The following is a 19,409-nucleotide window of genomic DNA, read 5'->3' as shown; positions in this document are numbered from 1 at the left end:
CCGCAGCTCGCGCCCGCCGACGGGTTCCACGTGCGTACGCGGAACCCGCAGGTGCCCCTCGCGGCCCTCCGCCTTCCCGCGGTCCCGCCCCGGCCGCGGCGGGACCGGCCCGAACGGGGGCTCTACCCTGGGATCCATGAACAACAACCGCGCGGCCGCCCACCGGGGCCAGGTGACGGGTCTGCCCGACTGGGACCGCTGCGCGGTCATGGGCGTCGTCAACGTCACCCCCGACTCCTTCTCCGACGGCGGCCGCTGGTTCGACACCACCGCCGCCGTCAAACGCGGCCTCGACCTCGTCGCGCAGGGCGCCGACCTCGTCGACGTCGGCGGCGAGTCCACCCGCCCCGGCGCCTCCCGCGTGGACGAGGAGGAGGAACTGCGCCGCGTCGTGCCCGTCGTGCGCGGCCTCGCATCCGAAGGCGTCGCCGTCTCCGTCGACACCATGCGCGCCCGCGTCGCCGCCCTCGCCGTCGACGCCGGCGCCCGCCTCGTCAACGACGTCAGCGGCGGCCTCGCCGACCCCGCGATGATCCCGGCCGTCGCCGCCGCCGAGGTGCCCTTCGTCGTCATGCACTGGCGCGGCTTCAGCGACGGCATGAACAGCCTCGCCGTCTACGACGACGTCCTCGCCGAGGTCACCGCCGAACTCCGCGCCCGCATCGACGCCGTCGTCTGCGGCGGCATCGCCCCCGAACGCGTCGTCGTCGACCCCGGCCTCGGCTTCGCCAAGAACGCCGAACACGACCTCGCCCTCGTCGCCCACCTCCCCGAGCTGCGCGCCCTCGGCTTCCCGCTGCTGGTCGCCGCCTCGCGGAAGCGTTTCCTCGGACGGGTCCTCGCCGGAGCCGCCGACGCGGCCCCGCCGCCGGCCCGCGAACGCGACGCCGCCACCGCGGCCGTCTCCGCCCTCGCCGCCCACCACGGCGCCTGGGCCGTACGGGTGCACGAGGTACGGGCCACCGCCGACGCGGTTCGGGTGGCCCGCGCCGTGGAAGGGGCACTGTGACCCACCGGACAGACAGGGAAGGGGCACGGTGAGCCGTACCGACATCGAGGCCGTCGAAGAGGTCAACGCGGCCTTCTACGAGGCCATGGAGCAGGGGGACTTCGACGCACTGTCGGCACTCTGGCTCGACGACGAGATCTCCTGCGTGCACCCCGGCTGGCCGGTGCTCTCGGGACGCGGCGAGGTCCTGCGCTCGTACGCGCTGATCATGTCGCACACCGAGTACATCCAGTTCTTCCTGACGGACACCAAGGTGGCCCTCATAGGCGACACCGCCCTGGTCACGTGCACCGAGAACATCCTCAGCGGAGGCCCCGCCGAGGACGGCGGCGAGCTCGGCCCCCTCGTCGGCCAGCTGGTGGTCGCCACGAATGTGTTCCGACGCACACCGACCGGCTGGCGGCTCTGGTCCCACCACGGTTCTCCGGTGCTCACGGACTCCGATGACGAGGACGAAGAGGCCTCCGACTGACCCCAAGCGCGGGGTCGACCGTCCGTCGCAGGTAAATTCGAAGGCGGACGACGCCGACCGCACTCGGCTTAGGCCCATGGCCCCGGGGAGTCCCGGGACCGCAAGCACCTACGAAAGCAGGAGTGATTCGCGTGGATCGTGTCGCGCTGCGCGGCCTCAAGGCTCGCGGGCACCACGGCGTCTTCCCCCGGGAACGCGAGGAGGGCCAGACCTTCATCGTCGACCTCGTGCTGCACCTGGACACCCGTCCGGCGGCGGCCGGGGACGACCTGGCCAAGACCGTGCACTACGGGGTCGTCGCCGAGGAGGTCGTGGACGTGGTCCAGGGCGAGCCCGTCGACCTGATCGAGACCCTCGCCGAGCGGATCGCCCAGCAGTGCCTCAAGCACGAGGCGGTCGCCCAGGTGGAGGTGGTCGTCCACAAGCCGGACGCGCCCATCACCGTCCCCTTCGACGACGTGACCATCACGATCACCCGGAGCCGCGCATGAACAACGGCCTGAACGCCCAGAGCGACCCCACCGTCCAGCCGGTACCGGCCTCCGTCGTGGAGACCGTCGACGCGGCGGACGTGACCCTGTCCAACCCCAAGTGGGCCGTCATCGCGCTCGGCGCGAACCTCGGCAACCGCCTGGACACCCTCCAGGGCGCCATCGACGCCCTCGGCGACACCCCCGGCCTGCGGGTCAAGGCCGTCTCCCCCGTCTACGAGACCGAGCCGTGGGGCGTCGAGCCCGGCTCGCAGCCCTCGTACCTCAACGCGGTGGCCCTGGTGAAGACCACCCTGCCGCCCACCAGCCTGCTGGAGCGGGGCCAGGCCATCGAGGAGGCCTTCGACCGCGTCCGCGAGGAGCGCTGGGGGCCGCGCACCATCGACGTCGACATCGTCTCGTACGCCGACCGGATCTCCGACGACCCCGTCCTCACCCTCCCGCACCCCCGTGCCCACCTGCGGGCCTTCGTGCTGACCCCGTGGCACGACATCGACCCCGAGGCCGAACTCCCCGGCCGCGGCCCGGTCTCCGCGCTCCTGGCCGAACTCGGCCGCAGCGGCATCACGCCGCGACCGGACCTGGAACTCCGCCTGCCGGAGTAGTCGTTAGCCTGTTCACGGCGAGACACCGAGAGTGGGGAACGGGCACGTGAAGCAACTGAGGCCGGGGCTGCTGGCGGGCATCTTCGCCGTCGCCGGGGTGCTGTCCTGGGCGGGCGCCCGGCTGTGGAACGCGTACGGGACCCTGCCGGGCGTGCCGCTGGCCGCTCCGATCGTGCTCGCGGTGATCGCGGTCGTGCTGTTCGCGACGGCCCTGTCGCTGCGCGCCCGCCTCAAGGCGCAGCGCGAGCGCCGGCCCGGGGCGAAGGGCGTGGAGCCGCTGATGGCGGCCCGGGCTGTGGTCTTCGGCCAGGCCAGCGCCCTGGTCGCCGCCCTCGTGGCGGGCCTGTACGGCGGCGTCGGCGTGTTCCTGCTGACCGACTCCCTCGACGTGCCGGCCCGCCGCGACCAGGCCTGGTACGCGGGCGGCTCCGTCCTCGCGGGCGCCGCCGTGATCGCCGCCGCCCTCTTCCTGGAGCACGTCCTGAAGCTCCCGGAGGACGATGACCCCACCAAGGCCCCCGCCCCGGCCTGACGGCCTCACGAAGCCCCTCACGACCGTGGGAGGCCCTCGCCCCACGGCGATGGCCTCCCACGGTCGTCTCGGGCCCCGACGGGCCCGGGCGGCGGCCTCAGCGCGCCATGATCAAGCTCATCGCCTCGTTGCGGGTCGCGGGGTCGCGGAGCTGGCCGCGGACGGCCGAGGTGATGGTCTTCGCGCCGGGCTTGCGCACACCGCGCATGGTCATGCACATGTGCTCGCACTCGATGACCACGATGACCCCGCGCGGGTCGAGGATCTCCATCAGGGAGTCCGCGATCTGCGTGGTCAGCCGCTCCTGGACCTGCGGGCGGCGGGCGAAGACGTCCACGAGGCGGGCCAGCTTGGACAGGCCCGTGATCTTGCCGTCCGTCGACGGGATGTAGCCCACGTGGGCCACGCCGTGAAACGGGACGAGATGGTGTTCACAGGAGCTCATGACTTCGATGTCCTTCACGAGGACCATCTCGTCGTGTCCGAGGTCGAACGTCGTGGTCAGCACCTCTTCGGGGCGCTGCCACAGACCGGCGAATATCTCCTTGTACGCCCGCGCCACGCGCGCCGGGGTCTCCAGGAGGCCCTCGCGGTCCGGGTCCTCGCCGACCGCGATCAGCAGTTCCCGCACGGCGGCCTCGGCGCGCTTCTCGTCGAACTCGCCGATCGTGCCCTCGTTCGCGAGGGTCACTGGGTCGGTCATCTCATCCTCGTTCCTGTCCGCACACGCGGCCCGTACGAAAAGTGCCGCGCCCCCCAGGCTAGAACCTGGGGGGCGCGGCATCCATTCCGGGGCTGATCAGGCCTCCGGGCGCTCCTCCGGGGAGGGCTCCGGGGCCTTCTCCACCGACACGGCGGGCGTGCCCGCCGAGCTGCCGTTGGCGGCGTTCGTCAGCTGGAGCTCCTTGGGAGAGAGCACCGGCGGACGGGTGGAGGGGGTGCGGCGGGAGGAGCCGGTCCACGCGGGACGGGCCGGACGCTTGACGATCGTGGAGAAGATCTCGGCGACCTCCTCCTTGTTCAGCGTCTCCTTCTCCAGCAGCGCGAGGACGAGGTTGTCCAGGACGTCCCGGTTCTCGACCAGGATCTCCCAGGCCTCGTTGTGCGCGGTCTCGATGAGCTTCTTGACCTCTTCGTCGACCAGCGCCGCGACCTCTTCCGAGTAGTCCCGCGGGTGCGACATCTCGCGGCCCAGGAACGGCTCGGTGTTGTCGCCGCCGAACTTGATCGCGCCGAGGCGCTCGGTCATGCCGTACTGCGTGACCATGGCCCGCGCCGTGGCGGTGGCCTTCTCGATGTCGTTCGCGGCGCCCGTGGTCGGGTCGTGGAAGACCAGCTCCTCCGCCGCGCGCCCGCCCAGCATGTACGCCAGCTGGTCGAGCATCTCGTTGCGGGTGGTGGAGTACTTGTCCTCGTCGGGCAGGACCATGGTGTAGCCCAGGGCCCGACCGCGGGACAGGATCGTGATCTTGTGGACCGGGTCGGAGTTCGGGGAGGCCGCCGCGACCAGGGCGTGTCCGCCCTCGTGGTACGCGGTGATCTTCTTTTCCTTGTCCGACATGATCCGGGTCCGCTTCTGCGGGCCCGCCACGACGCGGTCGATCGCCTCGTCCAGCATCGAGTTGTCGATCAGCTTCTTGTCCGAGCGGGCGGTCAGCAGGGCCGCCTCGTTCAGGACGTTGGACAGATCGGCACCGGTGAAGCCGGGGGTGCGGCGGGCGACGGCCGAGAGGTCGACGTCCGGAGCGACCGGCTTGCCCTTCTGGTGGACCTTGAGGATCTCCAGACGGCCCTGCATGTCGGGGCGGTCGACGGCGATCTGCCGGTCGAAGCGGCCCGGGCGCAGGAGCGCCGGGTCGAGGATGTCGGGGCGGTTCGTGGCGGCGATCAGGATGACGCCGCCCTTCACGTCGAAGCCGTCCATCTCGACGAGCAGCTGGTTGAGGGTCTGCTCGCGCTCGTCGTGGCCGCCGCCGAGGCCGGCGCCGCGGTGTCGGCCGACGGCGTCGATCTCGTCGACGAAGACGATCGCCGGGGCGTTGGCCTTGGCCTGCTCGAACAGGTCGCGCACGCGCGAGGCGCCGACGCCGACGAACATCTCGACGAAGTCGGAACCGGAGATCGAGTAGAAGGGAACGCCCGCCTCGCCCGCGACGGCGCGCGCGAGCAGGGTCTTGCCGGTGCCGGGCGGGCCGTAGAGGAGCACGCCCTTGGGGATCTTGGCGCCGACGGCCTGGAATTTCGCCGGCTCCTGGAGGAACTCCTTGATCTCGTGGAGTTCCTCGACGGCCTCGTCCGAACCCGCGACGTCCGCGAAGGTCGTCTTCGGGGTGTCCTTGGTGATGAGCTTCGCCTTGGACTTGCCGAAGTTCATGACCCGGCTGCCGCCGCCCTGCATCTGGTTCATCAGGAACAGGAAGACGACGACGATCAGGACGAAGGGCAGGAGCGAGAGCAGCACGCTCAGGAACGGGCTGGTCTTGTCCGGGGTGACGGAGTAGCCGTCCGGGATCTGACCGGCTTCGTACTTGGTCTGGAGGTTCTGGGCGAGCTGGACGCCCTGATCCCCGATGTAGTTGGCCTGGAACTTGGTGCCGTCGTTGTTGCCGAGCTTCTGGTCCTTCTTGAGCTCGATCTTGATCATCTGGCTGTCACCGGTGGTCAGCTTGGCGCTGTCCACCTGGCCACTGTTGATCGCCTTGATGACCTCGCTGGTCTCCACCGACTTGTAGCCGCCGCCGGAGCCGACGACGTTCATCAACACGACCACGGCGAGGACGGCCAGCACGATCCACATGACCGGCCCACGGAAGTATCGCTTCACGTCCATCCATACGGGGCGCCAGGCACCCCGTCCCTCCTGCCCGTAGGTAAATGCTGCTGTGAGTAAAGACTGTTCTTCGGAATGTACCCCTGTATTGTCACCCGCGGCCCCATGGGACGGCTGACAGACCCGCCTTCGCATGCTCCAACGGCGGGGATCGCCCCCAGGTTCCCCCGGGGGCGAGATCTGCGGGGTCGACGACCGGGGTCGTCAGCCTCCGTAGACGTGCGGTGCGAGCGTGCCGACGAACGGCAGGTTGCGGTACTTCTCCGCGTAGTCGAGGCCGTAGCCCACGACGAACTCGTTCGGGATGTCGAAGCCGACCCACTCGACGTCGATCGCGACCTTCGCGGCCTCGGGCTTGCGCAGCAGCGTGACGACCTTGAGGGAGGCCGGCTCGCGGGAGCCCAGGTTCGACAGCAGCCAGGACAGGGTCAGGCCCGAGTCGATGATGTCCTCGACGATCAGGACGTGCTTGCCCTTGATGTCGGTGTCCAGGTCCTTGAGGATCCGCACCACGCCCGAGGACTGGGTCCCGGCGCCGTAGGAGGACACCGCCATCCAGTCCATGGTGAGCGGGGTGGACAAGGCGCGCGCCAGGTCCGCCATCACCATCACGGCGCCCTTGAGCACACCGACGATGAGCAGGTCCTTGCCCGCGTACTCCTCGTCGATCTTCGCGGCCAGCTCGGCCAGCTTCGCGTCGATCTCTTCCTTGGTGATGAGCACCGACTGGAGGTCGCTGCCCATGTCCTTCTCGTCCACCCGCATCACTTTCGTTGTCGGCCGGGGCTCCGGGGGGTGACCCCGGAGGACTCAGCCGTGTTTCAGCACCAATCAGCCCTGCCGGATGACAAGTCTGCCACCCTGGCGCTGGGCCTCGACGCGGCCGGGCAGGTTGATGGCGCCCTGACCGCGCCATCCGGTGATGAGGCGGTCGACTTCCTCGATGTGTCGGGCGAAGAGGGAACCGGCGGGGGAGCCGGCGGCGACCACGGCCCGGCGCAGGACGCGGCGGCGGACGGCCGGGGGCAGGGCGTAGAGCTTGGCGCATTCCAGCCGCCCGTCGGCGTCGCGTACGCCGCGCTCGGCGTCGGCGGCCCAGGCGTCGAGGGCGTCCGCGTCGTCGCGGGAGAGCTGGGCGGTACGGGCGAGGGCTTCCACGACGCCCTTGCCGAGGGCCTTCTCCAGGGCGGGGAGGCCTTCGTGGCGCAGCCGGGAGCGGGTGTAGGCGGGGTCGATGTTGTGCGGGTCGTCCCAGACGGGCAGGGACTGGACCATGCAGGCCTTGCGGGCGGTCTGCCGGTCGATGTGGAGGAAGGGGCGGCGGTAGCGGCGGGTGCGCGTGCGTGCGCCGGGGCCCCCGGAGACCTCCGGCATGCCGGACAGGGAGCGGATGCCGGAGCCGCGGGCGAGGCCCAGGAGCACGGTCTCGGCCTGGTCGTCGCGGGTGTGGCCGAGCAGGACGGCGGCGGCGCCGAGTCGGTCGGCGGCCTCGTCCAGGGCGGCGTAGCGGGCGTCGCGGGCGGCGGCCTCGGGTCCGCCGTCGCGGCCGACGCGCACGGCGACGGACTCCACCGGGTCGAGGCGGAGTGCGCTCATGCGGGTGACGACCTCGGCCGCGCGCAGGTCGGACCCGGCCTGGAGGCCGTGGTCGACGGTGATGCCGCCCGCCCGGATGCCGAGCTTGGGGGCCTCGAAGGCGAGGGCCGAGGCGAGTGCCATGGAGTCCGCGCCGCCGGAGCAGGCGACGAGGACGAGTGGCGCGGCGCCTCGGGGGGTGCGCGAGCCGGGAATGCCCGGTCGGTCGGTGGGGTCGGGGACGTCCGTGAGGTCGGTGAGGACGTCGTGGAGTACGCGGCGGACCGCCAGGCGTATCGCCGCGACCGCAGGATGGGGACCCATGTCCGGTGCCCTTCGTGGAGTTCGGATGCCCGTAGGAGGCTGGGGGTGTCGCTGGGGGGTGTTCGGGTGGCGCTGGGGGTTCTCGGTGGCGCTGGGTGTCGCTGGGGGTGCTGCGGTGGCCCGGTGGCTCGGGGTGCCGTCCGGTTCCGCTCGGTGCCGTTCGGTCTCGTTCGGTGCACTTCGTCGCTGTTCGGCGCTGTTCGGTGCTCGACCGGCGCCCCGATGTCCGTCGCCCGGTGTCCGCGGGGTCCCCGCGGTGGGGTCTCCGGGAGTACGGGTTGTCACTCAGAGTGCGTCGATGGTGACAGAACCGAGCCGTTCTCCGAGCATCGCACGCCCTTCAACGGCTCACGGTCCCTCGGACGGGTGACGCTGCTTCCCCCAGTGCGACATGTTTACGCCCCCTGCGTCACCTTTCTTCGCTCCCCGCGCTCCCCCTCCCGTGCACCCGTGCCACCCAGTCCGCGGGCCGGGCGATCTCGGTCTTGGTCGGCAGCGTGTTCGGGGAGGTCCACACCCGGTTGAAGCCGTCCATGCCGACCTGGCCGACGACGGCGCGCACGAAGCGTTCGCCGTCGCGGTACTGGCGCAGCTTCGCGTCGAGGCCCAGCAGCTTGCGCAGGGCGGCGTCGAGGCGGCCGGCGCCGGTGGCGCGGCGCTGCTGGAACTTCTCGCGGATCTCGGCGACGGAGGGCACCACCTCGGGGCCGACGCCGTCCATGACGAAGTCGGCGTGGCCCTCCAGCAGGGACATGACGGCGGTGAGCCGGGCCAGCACCTCGCGCTGTTCGGGAGTCTGGACGAGTTCGACGAGGGAGCGGCCCTCGTCGCCGCGTTCGGCCTCGGGGCGGGCCCCGGTGAAGGACTGGACGGCCTCGCGCAGCCGTTCCAGGACGGCGCCGGGCTCCATCTCGGTGGCGCCGAGGAAGGTCTGGATCTCGGCTTCCAGGTGGGCGCGCAGCCAGGGGACGGCGGTGAACTGGGTGCGGTGGGTCTCCTCGTGGAGGCAGACCCAGAGGCGGAAGTCGTGCGGGTCGACCTCCAGCTCCCGTTCGACGTGGACGATGTTGGGCGCGACGAGCAGCAGTCGGCCCCCCGTGCCGGCGGGGCCCGGGACCGGCAGGTCGGGGGCGGCGGGCGCGAAGGTCTCGTACTGGCCGAGGACGCGGGAGGCCAGGAAGCTGAGCAGCATGCCCAGCTCGACGCCGGTGACCTTGCCGCCGACGGCTCCGAGGACGGCTCCGCCGGGGGCGCCGGCGCGGCGGTCCTGCATCTTGCCGAGGAGCGGGCCGAGGAGTTCGCGGAAGCCCGCGACGTTGGCCCTGACCCAGCCGGCCCGGTCGACGACGAGGACGGGCGTGTCGGGGAGGGTGGTGCCCTCCGGGATCATCCGGGTGAACGCGCGCACGTGCTCTTCCGAGGTCTTCGCGTGCCGCCGCAGCTCCGCCACCACGGCCCGCGCCTCGTCCCGGCTGACCTCCGGACCCGGCCGTACCAGCCGGGTCGCGGTCGCCACCGCGAGGTTCCAGTCGACCATCTCGACACCACCGATGCTCGTCATGCGTCAACCGTACGTGGACATCCGCCGCGGCGGATCCCCCTACGAGGTGGTGGTCACGGCGGCGGCGAGCCGGTCGAGCCCCTTCTCGGCGGCCCCGGCGTCGGGGGCGCCCGCGGTGAGGAAGGCGAAGGCGAGCAGTCGCCCGGAGGGGTCGACGACGGTTCCGGAGAGGGAGTTGACCCCGCTGAGGGTGCCGGTCTTGGCCCGGAGCAGGCCGGCGGCCGGGGAGGTGCCGGCGTTGCGGGTGCGGAGGGTGCCGGTGAAGCCGGCGACGGGCAGGCCGGTCAGGACGGGCCGCAGCTCGGGCCGGCCGGGGTCGGCGGCCTTGGCCAGGAGGCCGGTGAGCAGGCGGGTGGTGACCTTGTCGGCGCGGTTGAGGCCGCTGCCGTCGGCGAAGCGGGAGCCGTTGACGTCGACGCCGAGGGAGGCCAGCTTCTCGGCGACGGCCTTCTCGGCGCCCTCGAAGCTCGCGGGCTGTCCGGCGGCGACGGCGACCTGGCGGGCGAGGGCCTCGGCGATGTCGTTGTCGCTGTGGGTGAGCATCCGTTCGACGAGTCCGGCGACGGGGGTGGACTGGGTGGCCGCCAGCGGCTGCGCGCCTTCGGGGGCCTTGGCGCGGGCGGGTTCGCCGGTGACCTTGACGCCGCGGTCGCGCAGCAGGGCGGCGAAGGCGCGGGCGGTGTCCTTGGAGGGGTCGTCGGAGCGGGTGACGGGGCCGGAGACGGAGTCGTCGGGGCGGCCCTCGTCGGCGGTGAGGGCGGTGACGGGGGCGATGTTGTCGTTGCGGCCGATGGGGTGGCGGACGGCTCCGGTGTAGAGGGAGTCGTCGTAGCCGAGGGTGACGGTGTCGGTGCCGCCGGCCTTGAGGGCCTGGGCGGTGTCGGCGGCGAGGGCGACGAGGCTGCCGCCGGATCCGGCGGGGCTCTTCTTCTTCGCGGTCAGGGAGGGGTCCCCGCCGCCGACCAGGACGATCTGACCCGGTCCGGCTCCGGGGGTCACGGTGGTGCGGATGCGGTGCTCGGGGCCGAGGGCGGCCAGGGCGGCGCTCGCCGTGACGATCTTGATCGTCGAGGCGGGGGTCATGGCCTCGCCCGCCGCCGATTCGTAGAGGACGCGGCCGGTCGCGGTGTCGACCACGGAGGCCGCCCGTACGGTGCCCAGCGCGGGGTCGGCGAGCAGGGGCCCGAGGACTGCGGCGAGGCCGCCGGAGGGGGCTCCCTGGTCCTGCGCGGCCCGGGCGGCGAGACCGGGCAGGACCCCGGGGGCGCTGGGCGCGGCCTGCGGGAGGCCGCCGGCGGCGTGATCTGCGCCACCCGTACGGCCCCAGGAGGCGGCCCTGTCCCGCTCGGCCTTACGCTGGCCGGAGTCCCATGGTCCCGCTGCGACCACCACCGCAGCCGAGAGGGCGAGGCCGGCGACGGCCGACCCCGCGATGAGCTGCCACGTCTTGACCAATGGCACCTCGGACCAGCCCCTTTCGCGATCACACATATGCGTGAGGGACACTTAACCACTGCGTCTTGCCGCGAGCATGGCACCCCACCCGGCAGGGCTGGGCCGGACGCGCACGGAGCAATCAAGCTCCGGCCGACAGGGCCGGAGCTGATCATGGAGGAGCAGGACGTGGAGTTCGACGTCACCATCGAGATCCCCAAGGGTTCGCGGAACAAGTACGAGGTGGACCACGAGACCGGCCGGATCCGTCTGGACCGTCGCCTCTTCACCTCGACCAGCTACCCGGCCGACTACGGCTTCGTCGAGAACACCCTCGGCGAGGACGGCGACCCGCTGGACGCGCTGGTCATCCTGGACGAGCCCACCTTCCCGGGCTGCCTGATCAAGTGCCGCGCGATCGGCATGTTCCGCATGACGGACGAGGCGGGCGGCGACGACAAGCTGCTGTGCGTGCCGGCCTCGGACCCGCGCGTGGAGCACCTGCGCGACATCCACCACGTGTCGGAGTTCGACCGCCTGGAGATCCAGCACTTCTTCGAGGTCTACAAGGACCTGGAGCCGGGCAAGTCCGTCGAGGGCGCCAACTGGGTCGGCCGCGCCGAGGCCGAGGCCGAGATCGAGGCCTCGTACAAGCGCCTGGAGGCGCAGGGCGGCCACCACTGAGCTCCGCTCGGTGGACGGTCGGCGAAGTGGTCGGCGCCGATTGCGCCGACCGGCTGACGTGACGATGGGCGGCATCCCCCGGGGGTGCCGCCCATCGGCGTGTCCGGATCCGGACGGGGCGGGGCGGGGTACGAGGCGGGGGTACGCGGCGGGGCGGGTGTGCGGCGGGGTGCGCGGGTCCGCGGGGAAGACGCGGGGGAGGAAACGATTCCGCATACTGATACCGCAGATGATCACGGACTGGAGGGCGTGTGACCGAGGCCGACGGGACAGAGGGCGGCAAGCCCAAGTCCGACGAGGCGCACAGCGCCTTCTCCGCGCCTCCCGGCATGGAGCCGGAGGTCGTGGAGGAGGACCAGCCCACCTCCGAGTTCGCCGTCCCCGAGGGCATGGCCCCGCTGCCCGCCGACGAGCCCGAGGGTTCCGCTTTCGCCGCCCCCGCCACGTACAGCGCCCAGCACTCCCCGCCCGCCTACGTGCCGCCCGCCGGCGGCTTCCCGATCGCGCGGATGGCGGAGTCCCCCTGGCAGGACCGGATGCGCACGATGCTGCGCATGCCCGTGGACGTCCGTCCGCTCGCCGAGCCCGTGCAGCGGCCGAGCGAGTCCGGCCCGGCCGTGGGACGCGTCCTGGACCTCACCCTGCGCATCGGGGAGCTGCTGCTCGCGGGCGGCGAGGGGGCCGAGGACGTGGAGGCGGCGATGTTCGCGGTGGCCCGCTCCTACGGGCTGGACCGCTGCGAGCCCACCGTCACCTTCACCATGCTGTCGATCACCCACCAGCCCTCCCTGGTGGACGATCCCGTCTCCGCGAACCGCACCGTGCGCCGCCGGGGCACCGACTACACCCGGCTGGCGGCCGTCTTCCGGTTGGTCGACGACATCAGCGCCCACGAGGTCGAGATCACCCTGGAGGAGGCCTACCGGCGCCTCGCGGAGATCCGCCGCAACCGCCACCCGTACCCGACGTGGGTGCTCACCGCCGCCGCCGGGCTGCTGGCGGGCGCCGCGGCCATCCTGGTCGGCGGCGGGGTCACCGTCTTCTTCTGCGCCGCCCTCGGCGCCGTCCTCGGCGACCGGTTGGCCTGGTACTGCGCCGGGCGCGGGCTGCCGGAGTTCTACCAGTTCGTCGTCGCCGCGATGCCGCCGGCCGCGATCGGCGTGGCCCTGAAGATCGCCGAGATCGACGTCCGCGCCTCCGCCGTGATCACCGGCGGACTCTTCGCGCTGCTGCCCGGGCGGGCCCTGGTGGCGGCCGTGCAGGACGGCCTGACCGGCTACTACATCACCGCTTCCGCCCGCCTGCTGGAGGTGATGTACCTGTTCATCGGCATCATCATCGGCGTCCTCGTGGTGATCTACGTCGGCCTCCAGTTCGGCGCCCAGCCGAACCCGGACGAGGTGCTCCAGATCCCGAGCCGGCCCGTCCTGCAGATCCTGGCCTCGATGGTCCTGGTGTTCACCTTCGCCATCCTGCTCCAGCAGGAGCGCTCCACGGTGTGGATCGTGACGCTGAACGGCGGGGTCGCCTGGGTCACCTTCGGCGCGCTGCGGGCCGCCGAACTGCCGCCGGTGCCCTCCACGGCCATCGCCGCCGGGCTCGTCGGCCTCTTCGGGCAGCTCTTCTCGCGCTACCGCTTCGCCTCCGCCCTGCCGTACGTGACGGCGGCCATCGGTCCGCTGCTGCCCGGCTCGGCGACGTACTACGGCCTGCTGTCGATCGCCGAGAACCGTCTCGACGCGGGCCTGGCCTCCCTCACCAACGCCGCCGCGATCGCCCTCGCCATCGCGATCGGGGTCAACCTCGGCTCCGAGACCTCCCGCCTGTTCATGCGGATCCCCGGCGCGCAGAGCGCGGCCAAACGCCGCGCGGCCAAGCGCACGCGCGGCTTCTGACCCCCCGAGGGGCCCCGGAGGGCCCGCCGGGGGGTCCCGAGGGCCCGCGGTGGCCTGTGGGAGCCCGCAGGAACCCGGCAGGGCACCGGAACCACCCCGGACGCGCGTACGCCCCGCGGACCGTGTCTGCGGGGCGTACGTCGGTGCCGTGGCGGCGGGGAGGGTCAGCGCTTGGCGTGCCGGCCGCGCTGGCCGTTCTGCGGGCCCTCCGGGGCGCCGTAGGGGCCCGGGGCCGCCGGGGACTCGGCGGACTCCTTGCCCTTGTTCCTCCGCGCCTTGACCACCTCGATGATCACCGGGATGACGGAGACCAGAACGATGCCGATGAAGATCGTCTCGACGTTGTCCTTGATGATGTCGAACTGGCCGAGCTGGTAGCCGAGGAAGGTGACGCCCGCGCCCCAGGCGATGCCGCCGACGATGTTGTACGTCAGGAACGTGCGGTACTTCATCGCGCCGGCGCCCGCGACCATCGGCGCGAAGGTGCGGATGATCGGGACGAAGCGGGCGAGCACGATGGCCTTGGGGCCGTGCTTCTCCATGAAGTCGTGCGCCGCGTCGAGGTTCTCCCGCTTGAACACCTTGCTGTTCGGGCGGTTGAAGAGCTTGGGGCCGAAGTGCTTGCCGATCAGGTAACCCACCTGGTCACCGATGATCGCGGCGGCCACGATCAGCGTGCACACGAGCCACAGCGGCTGGCTGATGTCGCCACTGGCGACGAACAGGCCGGCGGTGAACAGCAGGGAGTCACCGGGCAGGAACGCGAAGAGCCCCGATTCCGCGAAGACGATGACCAGGATGCCGATCAGGCCGAAATGCCCGATCAGGTACTCAGGGGACAGCCACTCAGGGCCGAGCGCAAGCGTGTACACGGGTTCGGGGGTCTCCTGGATCGGGGGGGTGTCGGCGGTGGGGGGCGACACGGCAGGGTGTTCTCAATTATCAACGCACACGACCCCCGCCGGGTTCCAGGGCCCGGAGGGGGTCGTGTGAGGAAACTCGCGGCGTCGCGAAGCACCGCGAACCACCCCGAAACAGCGTCGGGAGGGCCCCGCGGACCCGCCCGTGCGGGGCCGCGCGGCCGCTACGCCCTGCGCACCGCGTTGGCCGTGATCGCGTCCCGCAGGTGCTCGGCGAGACCGGGGCGGGTGCCGTCGTAGAAGGCCTTGAACCGCTCGTCCGCGACGTACATGTCGCCGAGGCAGACGTGCATCTCGTACGAGCACGGGTAGAACCAGCCGTCGATGTGCAGCCGGTGCTCCTCCGCCAGGTCCATGGCGGCCTCCCCGTCGGCCGGCTCCCCGGCGTCCATCAGCGCCGCGTAGCGGGCCGTCCACTCGGCGGACCGGTCCTGCATGCGCCGCCAGTCGTCCTTCGTGTAGCCGGCGGCCCGACGCTGCGACTCCGCGTAGCTGTCGGTGTGGCCCCAGCGCCGCTCCGCCTCCTGCGCGTACTGCTCGGGGTCGTCGTCGCCGAAGACCTCGAACCGCTCCTCGGGCGTGAGGTTGATGCCCATCTTCTTCGCCTCCATGGCGTGCTCAACGGCCTTGGCCATCTGCTGGAGCCGGGCGATCCGGTCGGTCAGGAGGGCGTGCTGCCGGCGCAGCTGCTCCCCCGGGTCCGCCTCCGGATCGTCCAACAGGGCCGAGACCTCGTCGAGCGGAAAGCCGAGCTCCCGGTAGAACAGGATCCGCTGCAACCGGTCGAGGTCGGCGTCGTCGTACCGCCGGTGTCCCGCGTGGCTGCGCCCGCTCGGGGAGAGCAGGCCGATCTCGTCGTAGTGGTGCAGGGTGCGCACCGTCACTCCGGCGAACCGGGCGACCTGTCCCACGGAATACCCCATGTGCTTCCGCTCCTCCGGTCGGGTACGCCCTTCACTGTGGATCCTCACGCCGCGTGAGGTGCAAGTCCGGGCGCGCCCGGGTCCGGACGCGGCCACGCCCGGACCCGCCGCGCCCGGCCCCGTCGACCCTCAGCCCATCGCCTTCGTGCCGTCGATCGACTCGCGCAGGATGTCGGCGTGTCCGGCGTGCCGGGCGAACTCCCGAACCAGGTGCAGCAGCATCCAGCGCACGGACACGTCGGCCTTGGGGAACCAGGGCGCGGGCGGCAGCGGGAAGGTGTCGTCGAGGCTGGGCACGCCGTCGACGAAGGCGACGGTCTGCGCCCGTACGTCGTCCCAGAACGCGAGGGCGGACTCCAGGGTCTCGTCCTCGCCCAGGTGGAAGCCGTCGTGCCACTGCTCGGGGGCGCGGCTGCGCTCGTTGTCGCGCTGCTGGGCCATGCGGAGCCAGTTCAGCTCGACCTCGGCGGCGTGCTTGACGAGTCCGGACAGCGACAGCTCGCTGACGGTGGGGCGGCTCGCGGCCTGTTCGGCGGTGATGCCCTGGGCGCGCGTGCGGATCGCGTCGCGCTGGTCCTCGACGAAGAGGAGGAGCGTGCCGCGCTCGTCGCCGGGGATCTCTTCGGTGGGGTGAGCCATGGTCGACCGCCTTGTCCGTGGGGCTGTGTGCCGCTTCCTGCTGACACGACCCACGGTACGGACGAATGAGGTCAGGATCTGTCCTCGATGGCGCGGGGAGGCTCGATCAGAACGGGAAGTGCGTCCGCCCGTGCTGCACCGAGATCCACTTCTGCGTGGTGAAGGCCTCCACGGTGGCCTCGCCGCCCAGGCGACCCAGTCCGGAGGCCTTCTCGCCGCCGAACGCGGCCAGCGGCTCGTCCCCGATGGTGGAGTCGTTCACGTGGATCATGCCGGTCTCGATGCGCCGCGCGAAGCGCACCCCGCGCTCCACGTCCCGGGTGTGGACGGCGCCGCTGAGCCCGTAGGGGGTGGCGTTGGTCAGGCGTACGGCCTCGTCCTCGCCGTCGAAGACCACCAGCAGGGCGACGGGGCCGAAGATCTCCTGGCCCAGCAGCGGCGAGTCCTCCGGGAGCCCGGCCAGGACGGTGGGCTCGACCAGGTTGCCGCGCGTAGAGCCGCGTACGAGGGCAGTCGCGCCGGAGGCGACGGCCTGGTCGACGAGGGCGGTCAGGGCGTCGGCCTGGAAGGAGTTGATCAGCGGGCCGATGTGGGTGTCGGCCTCGCGCGGGTCGCCGGTCTTCAGGGAGGCGACCCGGGCGGTGAACCGGGCGGTGAACTCCTCGGCCACGGAGGCGTCGACGAGGATGCGGTTGGCCGCCATGCAGACCTGGCCCTGGAAGACGAAGCGGCTGAAGACGGCCGCGTCCACCGCGTACTCGATGTCGGCGTCGTCGAGGACGACGAGGGCGCTGTTGCCGCTCAGTTCCAGGACGGTGCGCTTGAAGTGGCGGGCGGCGACGGCGCCCACGTGCCGGCCGGTGCGGTCGGAGCCGGCGAAGGAGATGACCTTCGGGACCGGGTGGGTGAGGATCGCGTCGCCTATCTCGGCGATGTCCGTGATCAGCACGTTCAGCAGGCCGGCCGGGAGTCCGGCGTCCTCGAAGAGCTTGGCGATGATGCCGCCGCCGGCGACCGGGGAGTTCTGGTTCGGCTTGATCACGACCGCGTTGCCCAGGGCCAGGGCGGGGGCGACGGACTTCAGGGTGACGAGGAAGGGGAAGTTGAAGGGGCTGATCACGGCCACGACCCCGACCGGGAGGCGCTGGACCCGGTTCTCCTTGCCCTCGACCGGCGAGGGGATGATGCGGCCCTCGGGGCGGACGGCCAGCTGGATCGCCTCGCGCAGGAAGTCCATCGCCAGGTGGACCTCGTACTCGGCCTTGGGACGGGTCCCGCCGAGCTCGTCGATCATCGCCTCGACGATCTCCTTGCGGCGCTCCTCCGTCAGGCGCAGGGCGCGCTCCAGGACCAGGCGTCTCGCGTACGGGCTGGTCGCGGCCCACTCGCGCTGGGCGCGTTCGGCCGCGCGGTAGGCCTCGTCGACCTGCTCGACCGTGGCCACGGTGACGGCCGCGAGCTTCTCCCCGTTGTACGGGTTGACGTCGATGATGTCCCACGAACCGGTGCCGGCCAGCCATTCGCCGTCGATGTACTGGTGAGCCAGGTCGGTGAATATGGACATGCCATCCCTTACTGCGAGCGCGCACCCTTGCGCTGCACCGGAGACCGATCGGTCGTCGTCATGCACTGATCAGACGTCATAGTACGTGCGAATCAAGACAGTTGGAGCAGTCCACGCAGGAGATCGCGCGTCTTGTCGGGGTCCGGACAATCGGCCTGAAGTCGCTCCATCGCCCGCCCGTACTGGGCCACTTCCTCGTCCTTGTCCAGGTAGAGCGCGCTGGTGAGCTGTTCCAGATAGACGATGTCCTGGAGGTCGGACTCGGGGAAGCGCAGCAGGGTGAAGGCCCCGCTCTCGCCCGCGTGGCCGCCGAACGAGAAGGGCATCACCTGGAGCTGCACGTTGGGCCGCTGACTGATTTCGATCAGGTGTTCCAACTGGCCGCGCATCACGTCTCGGTCGCCGTACGGGCGGCGCAGCGCGGCCTCGTCGAGGACGGCGTGGAAGACCGGGGCGTTCTCGGAGACGAGGACCTTCTGGCGCTCCAGGCGCAGCGCGACGCGCCGGTCGACCTCGGCGGTGCTCGCCCCGGGCATGCCGCGCTCGACGACGGCGTGGGCGTAGGCCTCGGTCTGGAGCAGGCCGTGGACGAACTGGACCTCGTAGATGCGGATGAGGGACGCGGCGCCCTCCAGTCCGATGTACGTCTGGAACCAGCCCGGCAGCACGTCCCCGTAACTGTGCCACCAGCCCGCCGCGTTGGCCTCGCGGACCAGTCCGAGCAGGGACTCCCGCTCCGCGCCGTCCGTGACCCCGTAGAGCGTGAGGAGGTCCTCGACGTCTCTGGCCTTGAAGCTCACCCTTCCCAACTCCAAGCGGCTGATCTTCGATTCGGACGCGCGGATCGAGTAGCCGGCCGCCTCACGGGTGATGCCGCGGGATTCTCGGAGTCGCCTGAGCTGTGAGCCCAGGAGGATGCGGCGCACCACCGAACCGCTGGCTTCTGCGGTCACCAGTCCTGCCCTCCCCATCGCGATGTGTGCGCGTGGTGTGCGCTTGCCTCGGCGGGGCCCCCGTACCCCGGTCCCGCAGTCTGCCACCAAAACGCATCGGCCCGTACTCGTTCTGTAACGGAATCCGGAGTCCCGGAAAAGAAGTCCGTAAGTATGCGTAGGAAGAAATGAGCAAGAACCGTCACGGGAGTGGACGGGTCGGGCGCGTGCACGTGCATCTGCCCTTGCATCCGGCTGCGCCATTCGGAACGATGGTGCCGCGCACCTGCGTGCACTTCGCGCCGGCGCCGGACCCACCCCGCAGTTCTCTTTGGACCAAGCCGCCGCTTCGTCCGCGAATCCCGGGAGTGCCTCGCATGGGGACGAATGGATCGACCATGCTCGAGCCGTTACGGCAGGGGCTGCCCCCGGTCGACCCCACGGCTGTCTCCGGATCCGCGTCGTGCGCCCTGCCCGCCCGCTTCGAGGCGGTGCGCGGCGCACGGTCGTTCACCAGGTCGACCCTGAACCAGTGGGGCCTGGACTACCGCTTCGACGACGTCTCCCTGGTCGTCTCCGAACTCGTCACCAACGCGCTGCGCCACGCCCTGCCCGACGGCGGCCGGGGCCCGGGCGGCCTCGGCGGCGAGCCGGAGGCGGCCGTACGGCTGCACCTGATGCGGTGGAGCACGCGGCTGGTGTGCGCGGTGCGGGACCCCAGCGAGGAGCGGCCGGGCGGGGCCTTCGAGCCCGAGCGGACCGAGGAGAACTGCGACCTGGAGTCGGGGCGCGGGCTCTTCCTCGTGGACGCCTACAGCGACAACTGGGGCTGGCACCCGCTCGCCGGGCGCCTGACCGGCAAGGTCGTGTGGGCGCTGTTCATGCTCGCGGACTGATCCGGGGGCCATGGGGCCGGCGGGTCCGGGGGCACGGGGCCCGCGGGTCCGGCGGGATCCGGACTTCCCGAAACGGCGTGGACAAGACGACTGGCCGGGCTTGATCGTTTCGATCAATCCCGG

Annotated in this window: 19 protein-coding genes; 8 read left to right on the top strand and 11 right to left on the bottom strand. The window is 71.5% G+C overall.

Annotated features, from left to right (window positions below):
- The first annotated feature begins 136 nt into the window (after nt 1-136).
- The 5 genes from folP to AB0D01_RS20990 all read left to right on the top strand — a co-directional run bounded on the left by folP (nt 137) and on the right by AB0D01_RS20990 (nt 3,109).
- Nucleotides 137-1,009, top strand: coding sequence for a dihydropteroate synthase (gene folP, locus AB0D01_RS21010; protein WP_363057366.1), 873 nt, complete (start codon nt 137-139; stop codon nt 1,007-1,009).
- A gap of 28 nt (nt 1,010-1,037) precedes the next feature.
- Nucleotides 1,038-1,481, top strand: coding sequence for a nuclear transport factor 2 family protein (locus AB0D01_RS21005; protein WP_363057364.1), 444 nt, complete (start codon nt 1,038-1,040; stop codon nt 1,479-1,481).
- 131 nt (nt 1,482-1,612) lie between these two features.
- Entirely contained in the window at nt 1,613-1,972 is a 360-nt protein-coding gene (gene folB, locus AB0D01_RS21000; RefSeq protein WP_030010912.1) for a dihydroneopterin aldolase, read from the top strand.
- The gene (gene folK / locus AB0D01_RS20995; protein WP_363057362.1) at nt 1,969-2,577 is read left to right on the top strand and encodes a 2-amino-4-hydroxy-6-hydroxymethyldihydropteridine diphosphokinase; all 609 of its coding nucleotides are present in this window, start codon (nt 1,969-1,971) and stop codon (nt 2,575-2,577) included. The genes folB and folK overlap by 4 nt, the downstream gene beginning before the upstream one ends.
- Before the next feature lie 46 nt (nt 2,578-2,623).
- The gene (locus AB0D01_RS20990; protein WP_363057360.1) at nt 2,624-3,109 is read left to right on the top strand and encodes a DUF3180 domain-containing protein; all 486 of its coding nucleotides are present in this window, start codon (nt 2,624-2,626) and stop codon (nt 3,107-3,109) included.
- Between the two features lie 97 nt (nt 3,110-3,206).
- On the opposite strand, the gene folE is transcribed toward AB0D01_RS20990, so the two are convergent.
- The 6 genes from folE to dacB form a co-directional block, all read right to left on the bottom strand.
- Nucleotides 3,207-3,812: a GTP cyclohydrolase I FolE gene (folE, locus tag AB0D01_RS20985; RefSeq protein ID WP_363057358.1), complete on the bottom strand. Its 606-nt coding sequence runs from the start codon at nt 3,810-3,812 to the stop codon at nt 3,207-3,209.
- Between the two features lie 96 nt (nt 3,813-3,908).
- On the bottom strand, nt 3,909-5,939 hold the full coding sequence (ftsH, locus tag AB0D01_RS20980) for an ATP-dependent zinc metalloprotease FtsH (protein ID WP_363057356.1): 2,031 nt from the start codon (nt 5,937-5,939) through the stop codon (nt 3,909-3,911).
- A gap of 204 nt (nt 5,940-6,143) precedes the next feature.
- The gene (hpt, locus tag AB0D01_RS20975) at nt 6,144-6,704 is read right to left on the bottom strand and encodes a hypoxanthine phosphoribosyltransferase (protein ID WP_363057354.1); all 561 of its coding nucleotides are present in this window, start codon (nt 6,702-6,704) and stop codon (nt 6,144-6,146) included.
- Between the two features lie 66 nt (nt 6,705-6,770).
- On the bottom strand, nt 6,771-7,838 hold the full coding sequence (gene tilS / locus AB0D01_RS20970) for a tRNA lysidine(34) synthetase TilS (protein ID WP_363057352.1): 1,068 nt from the start codon (nt 7,836-7,838) through the stop codon (nt 6,771-6,773).
- Between the two features lie 409 nt (nt 7,839-8,247).
- The gene (locus AB0D01_RS20965) at nt 8,248-9,399 is read right to left on the bottom strand and encodes a zinc-dependent metalloprotease (protein ID WP_363057350.1); all 1,152 of its coding nucleotides are present in this window, start codon (nt 9,397-9,399) and stop codon (nt 8,248-8,250) included.
- A gap of 39 nt (nt 9,400-9,438) precedes the next feature.
- Nucleotides 9,439-10,860 (bottom strand): D-alanyl-D-alanine carboxypeptidase/D-alanyl-D-alanine-endopeptidase, encoded by a 1,422-nt coding sequence (dacB, locus tag AB0D01_RS20960; protein ID WP_363057348.1) that lies wholly within the window; start codon nt 10,858-10,860, stop codon nt 9,439-9,441.
- A gap of 162 nt (nt 10,861-11,022) precedes the next feature.
- Here dacB and AB0D01_RS20955 point away from each other — a divergent pair, with 162 nt between their 5' ends.
- On the top strand, nt 11,023-11,517 hold the full coding sequence (locus AB0D01_RS20955) for an inorganic diphosphatase (RefSeq protein ID WP_030031597.1): 495 nt from the start codon (nt 11,023-11,025) through the stop codon (nt 11,515-11,517).
- Between the two features lie 251 nt (nt 11,518-11,768).
- A complete protein-coding gene (locus AB0D01_RS20950; protein ID WP_363057346.1) occupies nt 11,769-13,412 on the top strand; it encodes a threonine/serine exporter family protein in 1,644 nt (547 codons plus the stop codon).
- A 164-nt stretch (nt 13,413-13,576) separates the two neighbouring features.
- Here the strand turns inward: AB0D01_RS20950 and AB0D01_RS20945 are convergent, their stop codons facing one another.
- The 5 genes from AB0D01_RS20945 to AB0D01_RS20925 all read right to left on the bottom strand — a co-directional run bounded on the left by AB0D01_RS20945 (nt 13,577) and on the right by AB0D01_RS20925 (nt 18,414).
- Nucleotides 13,577-14,284: a VTT domain-containing protein gene (locus AB0D01_RS20945; protein ID WP_363057344.1), complete on the bottom strand. Its 708-nt coding sequence runs from the start codon at nt 14,282-14,284 to the stop codon at nt 13,577-13,579.
- 212 nt (nt 14,285-14,496) lie between these two features.
- Nucleotides 14,497-15,255 carry a MerR family transcriptional regulator gene (locus AB0D01_RS20940; protein ID WP_363057342.1) on the bottom strand — a complete coding sequence of 253 codons (759 nt, stop codon included), beginning with the start codon at nt 15,253-15,255 and terminating at the stop codon, nt 14,497-14,499.
- A gap of 129 nt (nt 15,256-15,384) precedes the next feature.
- Nucleotides 15,385-15,894, bottom strand: a complete 510-nt coding sequence (locus AB0D01_RS20935; protein WP_363057340.1) for a DinB family protein — start codon at nt 15,892-15,894, stop codon at nt 15,385-15,387.
- A gap of 106 nt (nt 15,895-16,000) precedes the next feature.
- On the bottom strand, nt 16,001-17,458 hold the full coding sequence (locus AB0D01_RS20930; protein WP_363057338.1) for an aldehyde dehydrogenase family protein: 1,458 nt from the start codon (nt 17,456-17,458) through the stop codon (nt 16,001-16,003).
- A gap of 92 nt (nt 17,459-17,550) precedes the next feature.
- Nucleotides 17,551-18,414: a helix-turn-helix transcriptional regulator gene (locus tag AB0D01_RS20925; protein ID WP_363057376.1), complete on the bottom strand. Its 864-nt coding sequence runs from the start codon at nt 18,412-18,414 to the stop codon at nt 17,551-17,553.
- 374 nt (nt 18,415-18,788) lie between these two features.
- Here AB0D01_RS20925 and AB0D01_RS20920 point away from each other — a divergent pair, with 374 nt between their 5' ends.
- Nucleotides 18,789-19,286, top strand: coding sequence for an ATP-binding protein (locus AB0D01_RS20920; RefSeq protein ID WP_363057336.1), 498 nt, complete (start codon nt 18,789-18,791; stop codon nt 19,284-19,286).
- Nucleotides 19,287-19,409 lie beyond the last annotated feature (123 nt).

Origin of the sequence: Streptomyces sp. NPDC048606 (genome assembly GCF_040650855.1) — a bacterium.
In the GTDB taxonomy this organism is placed as follows: Bacteria; Actinomycetota; Actinomycetes; order Streptomycetales; family Streptomycetaceae; genus Streptomyces.
Note: the sequence above shows the minus strand (reverse complement) of the source record. Positions and strands in the feature narration are given on the sequence as shown.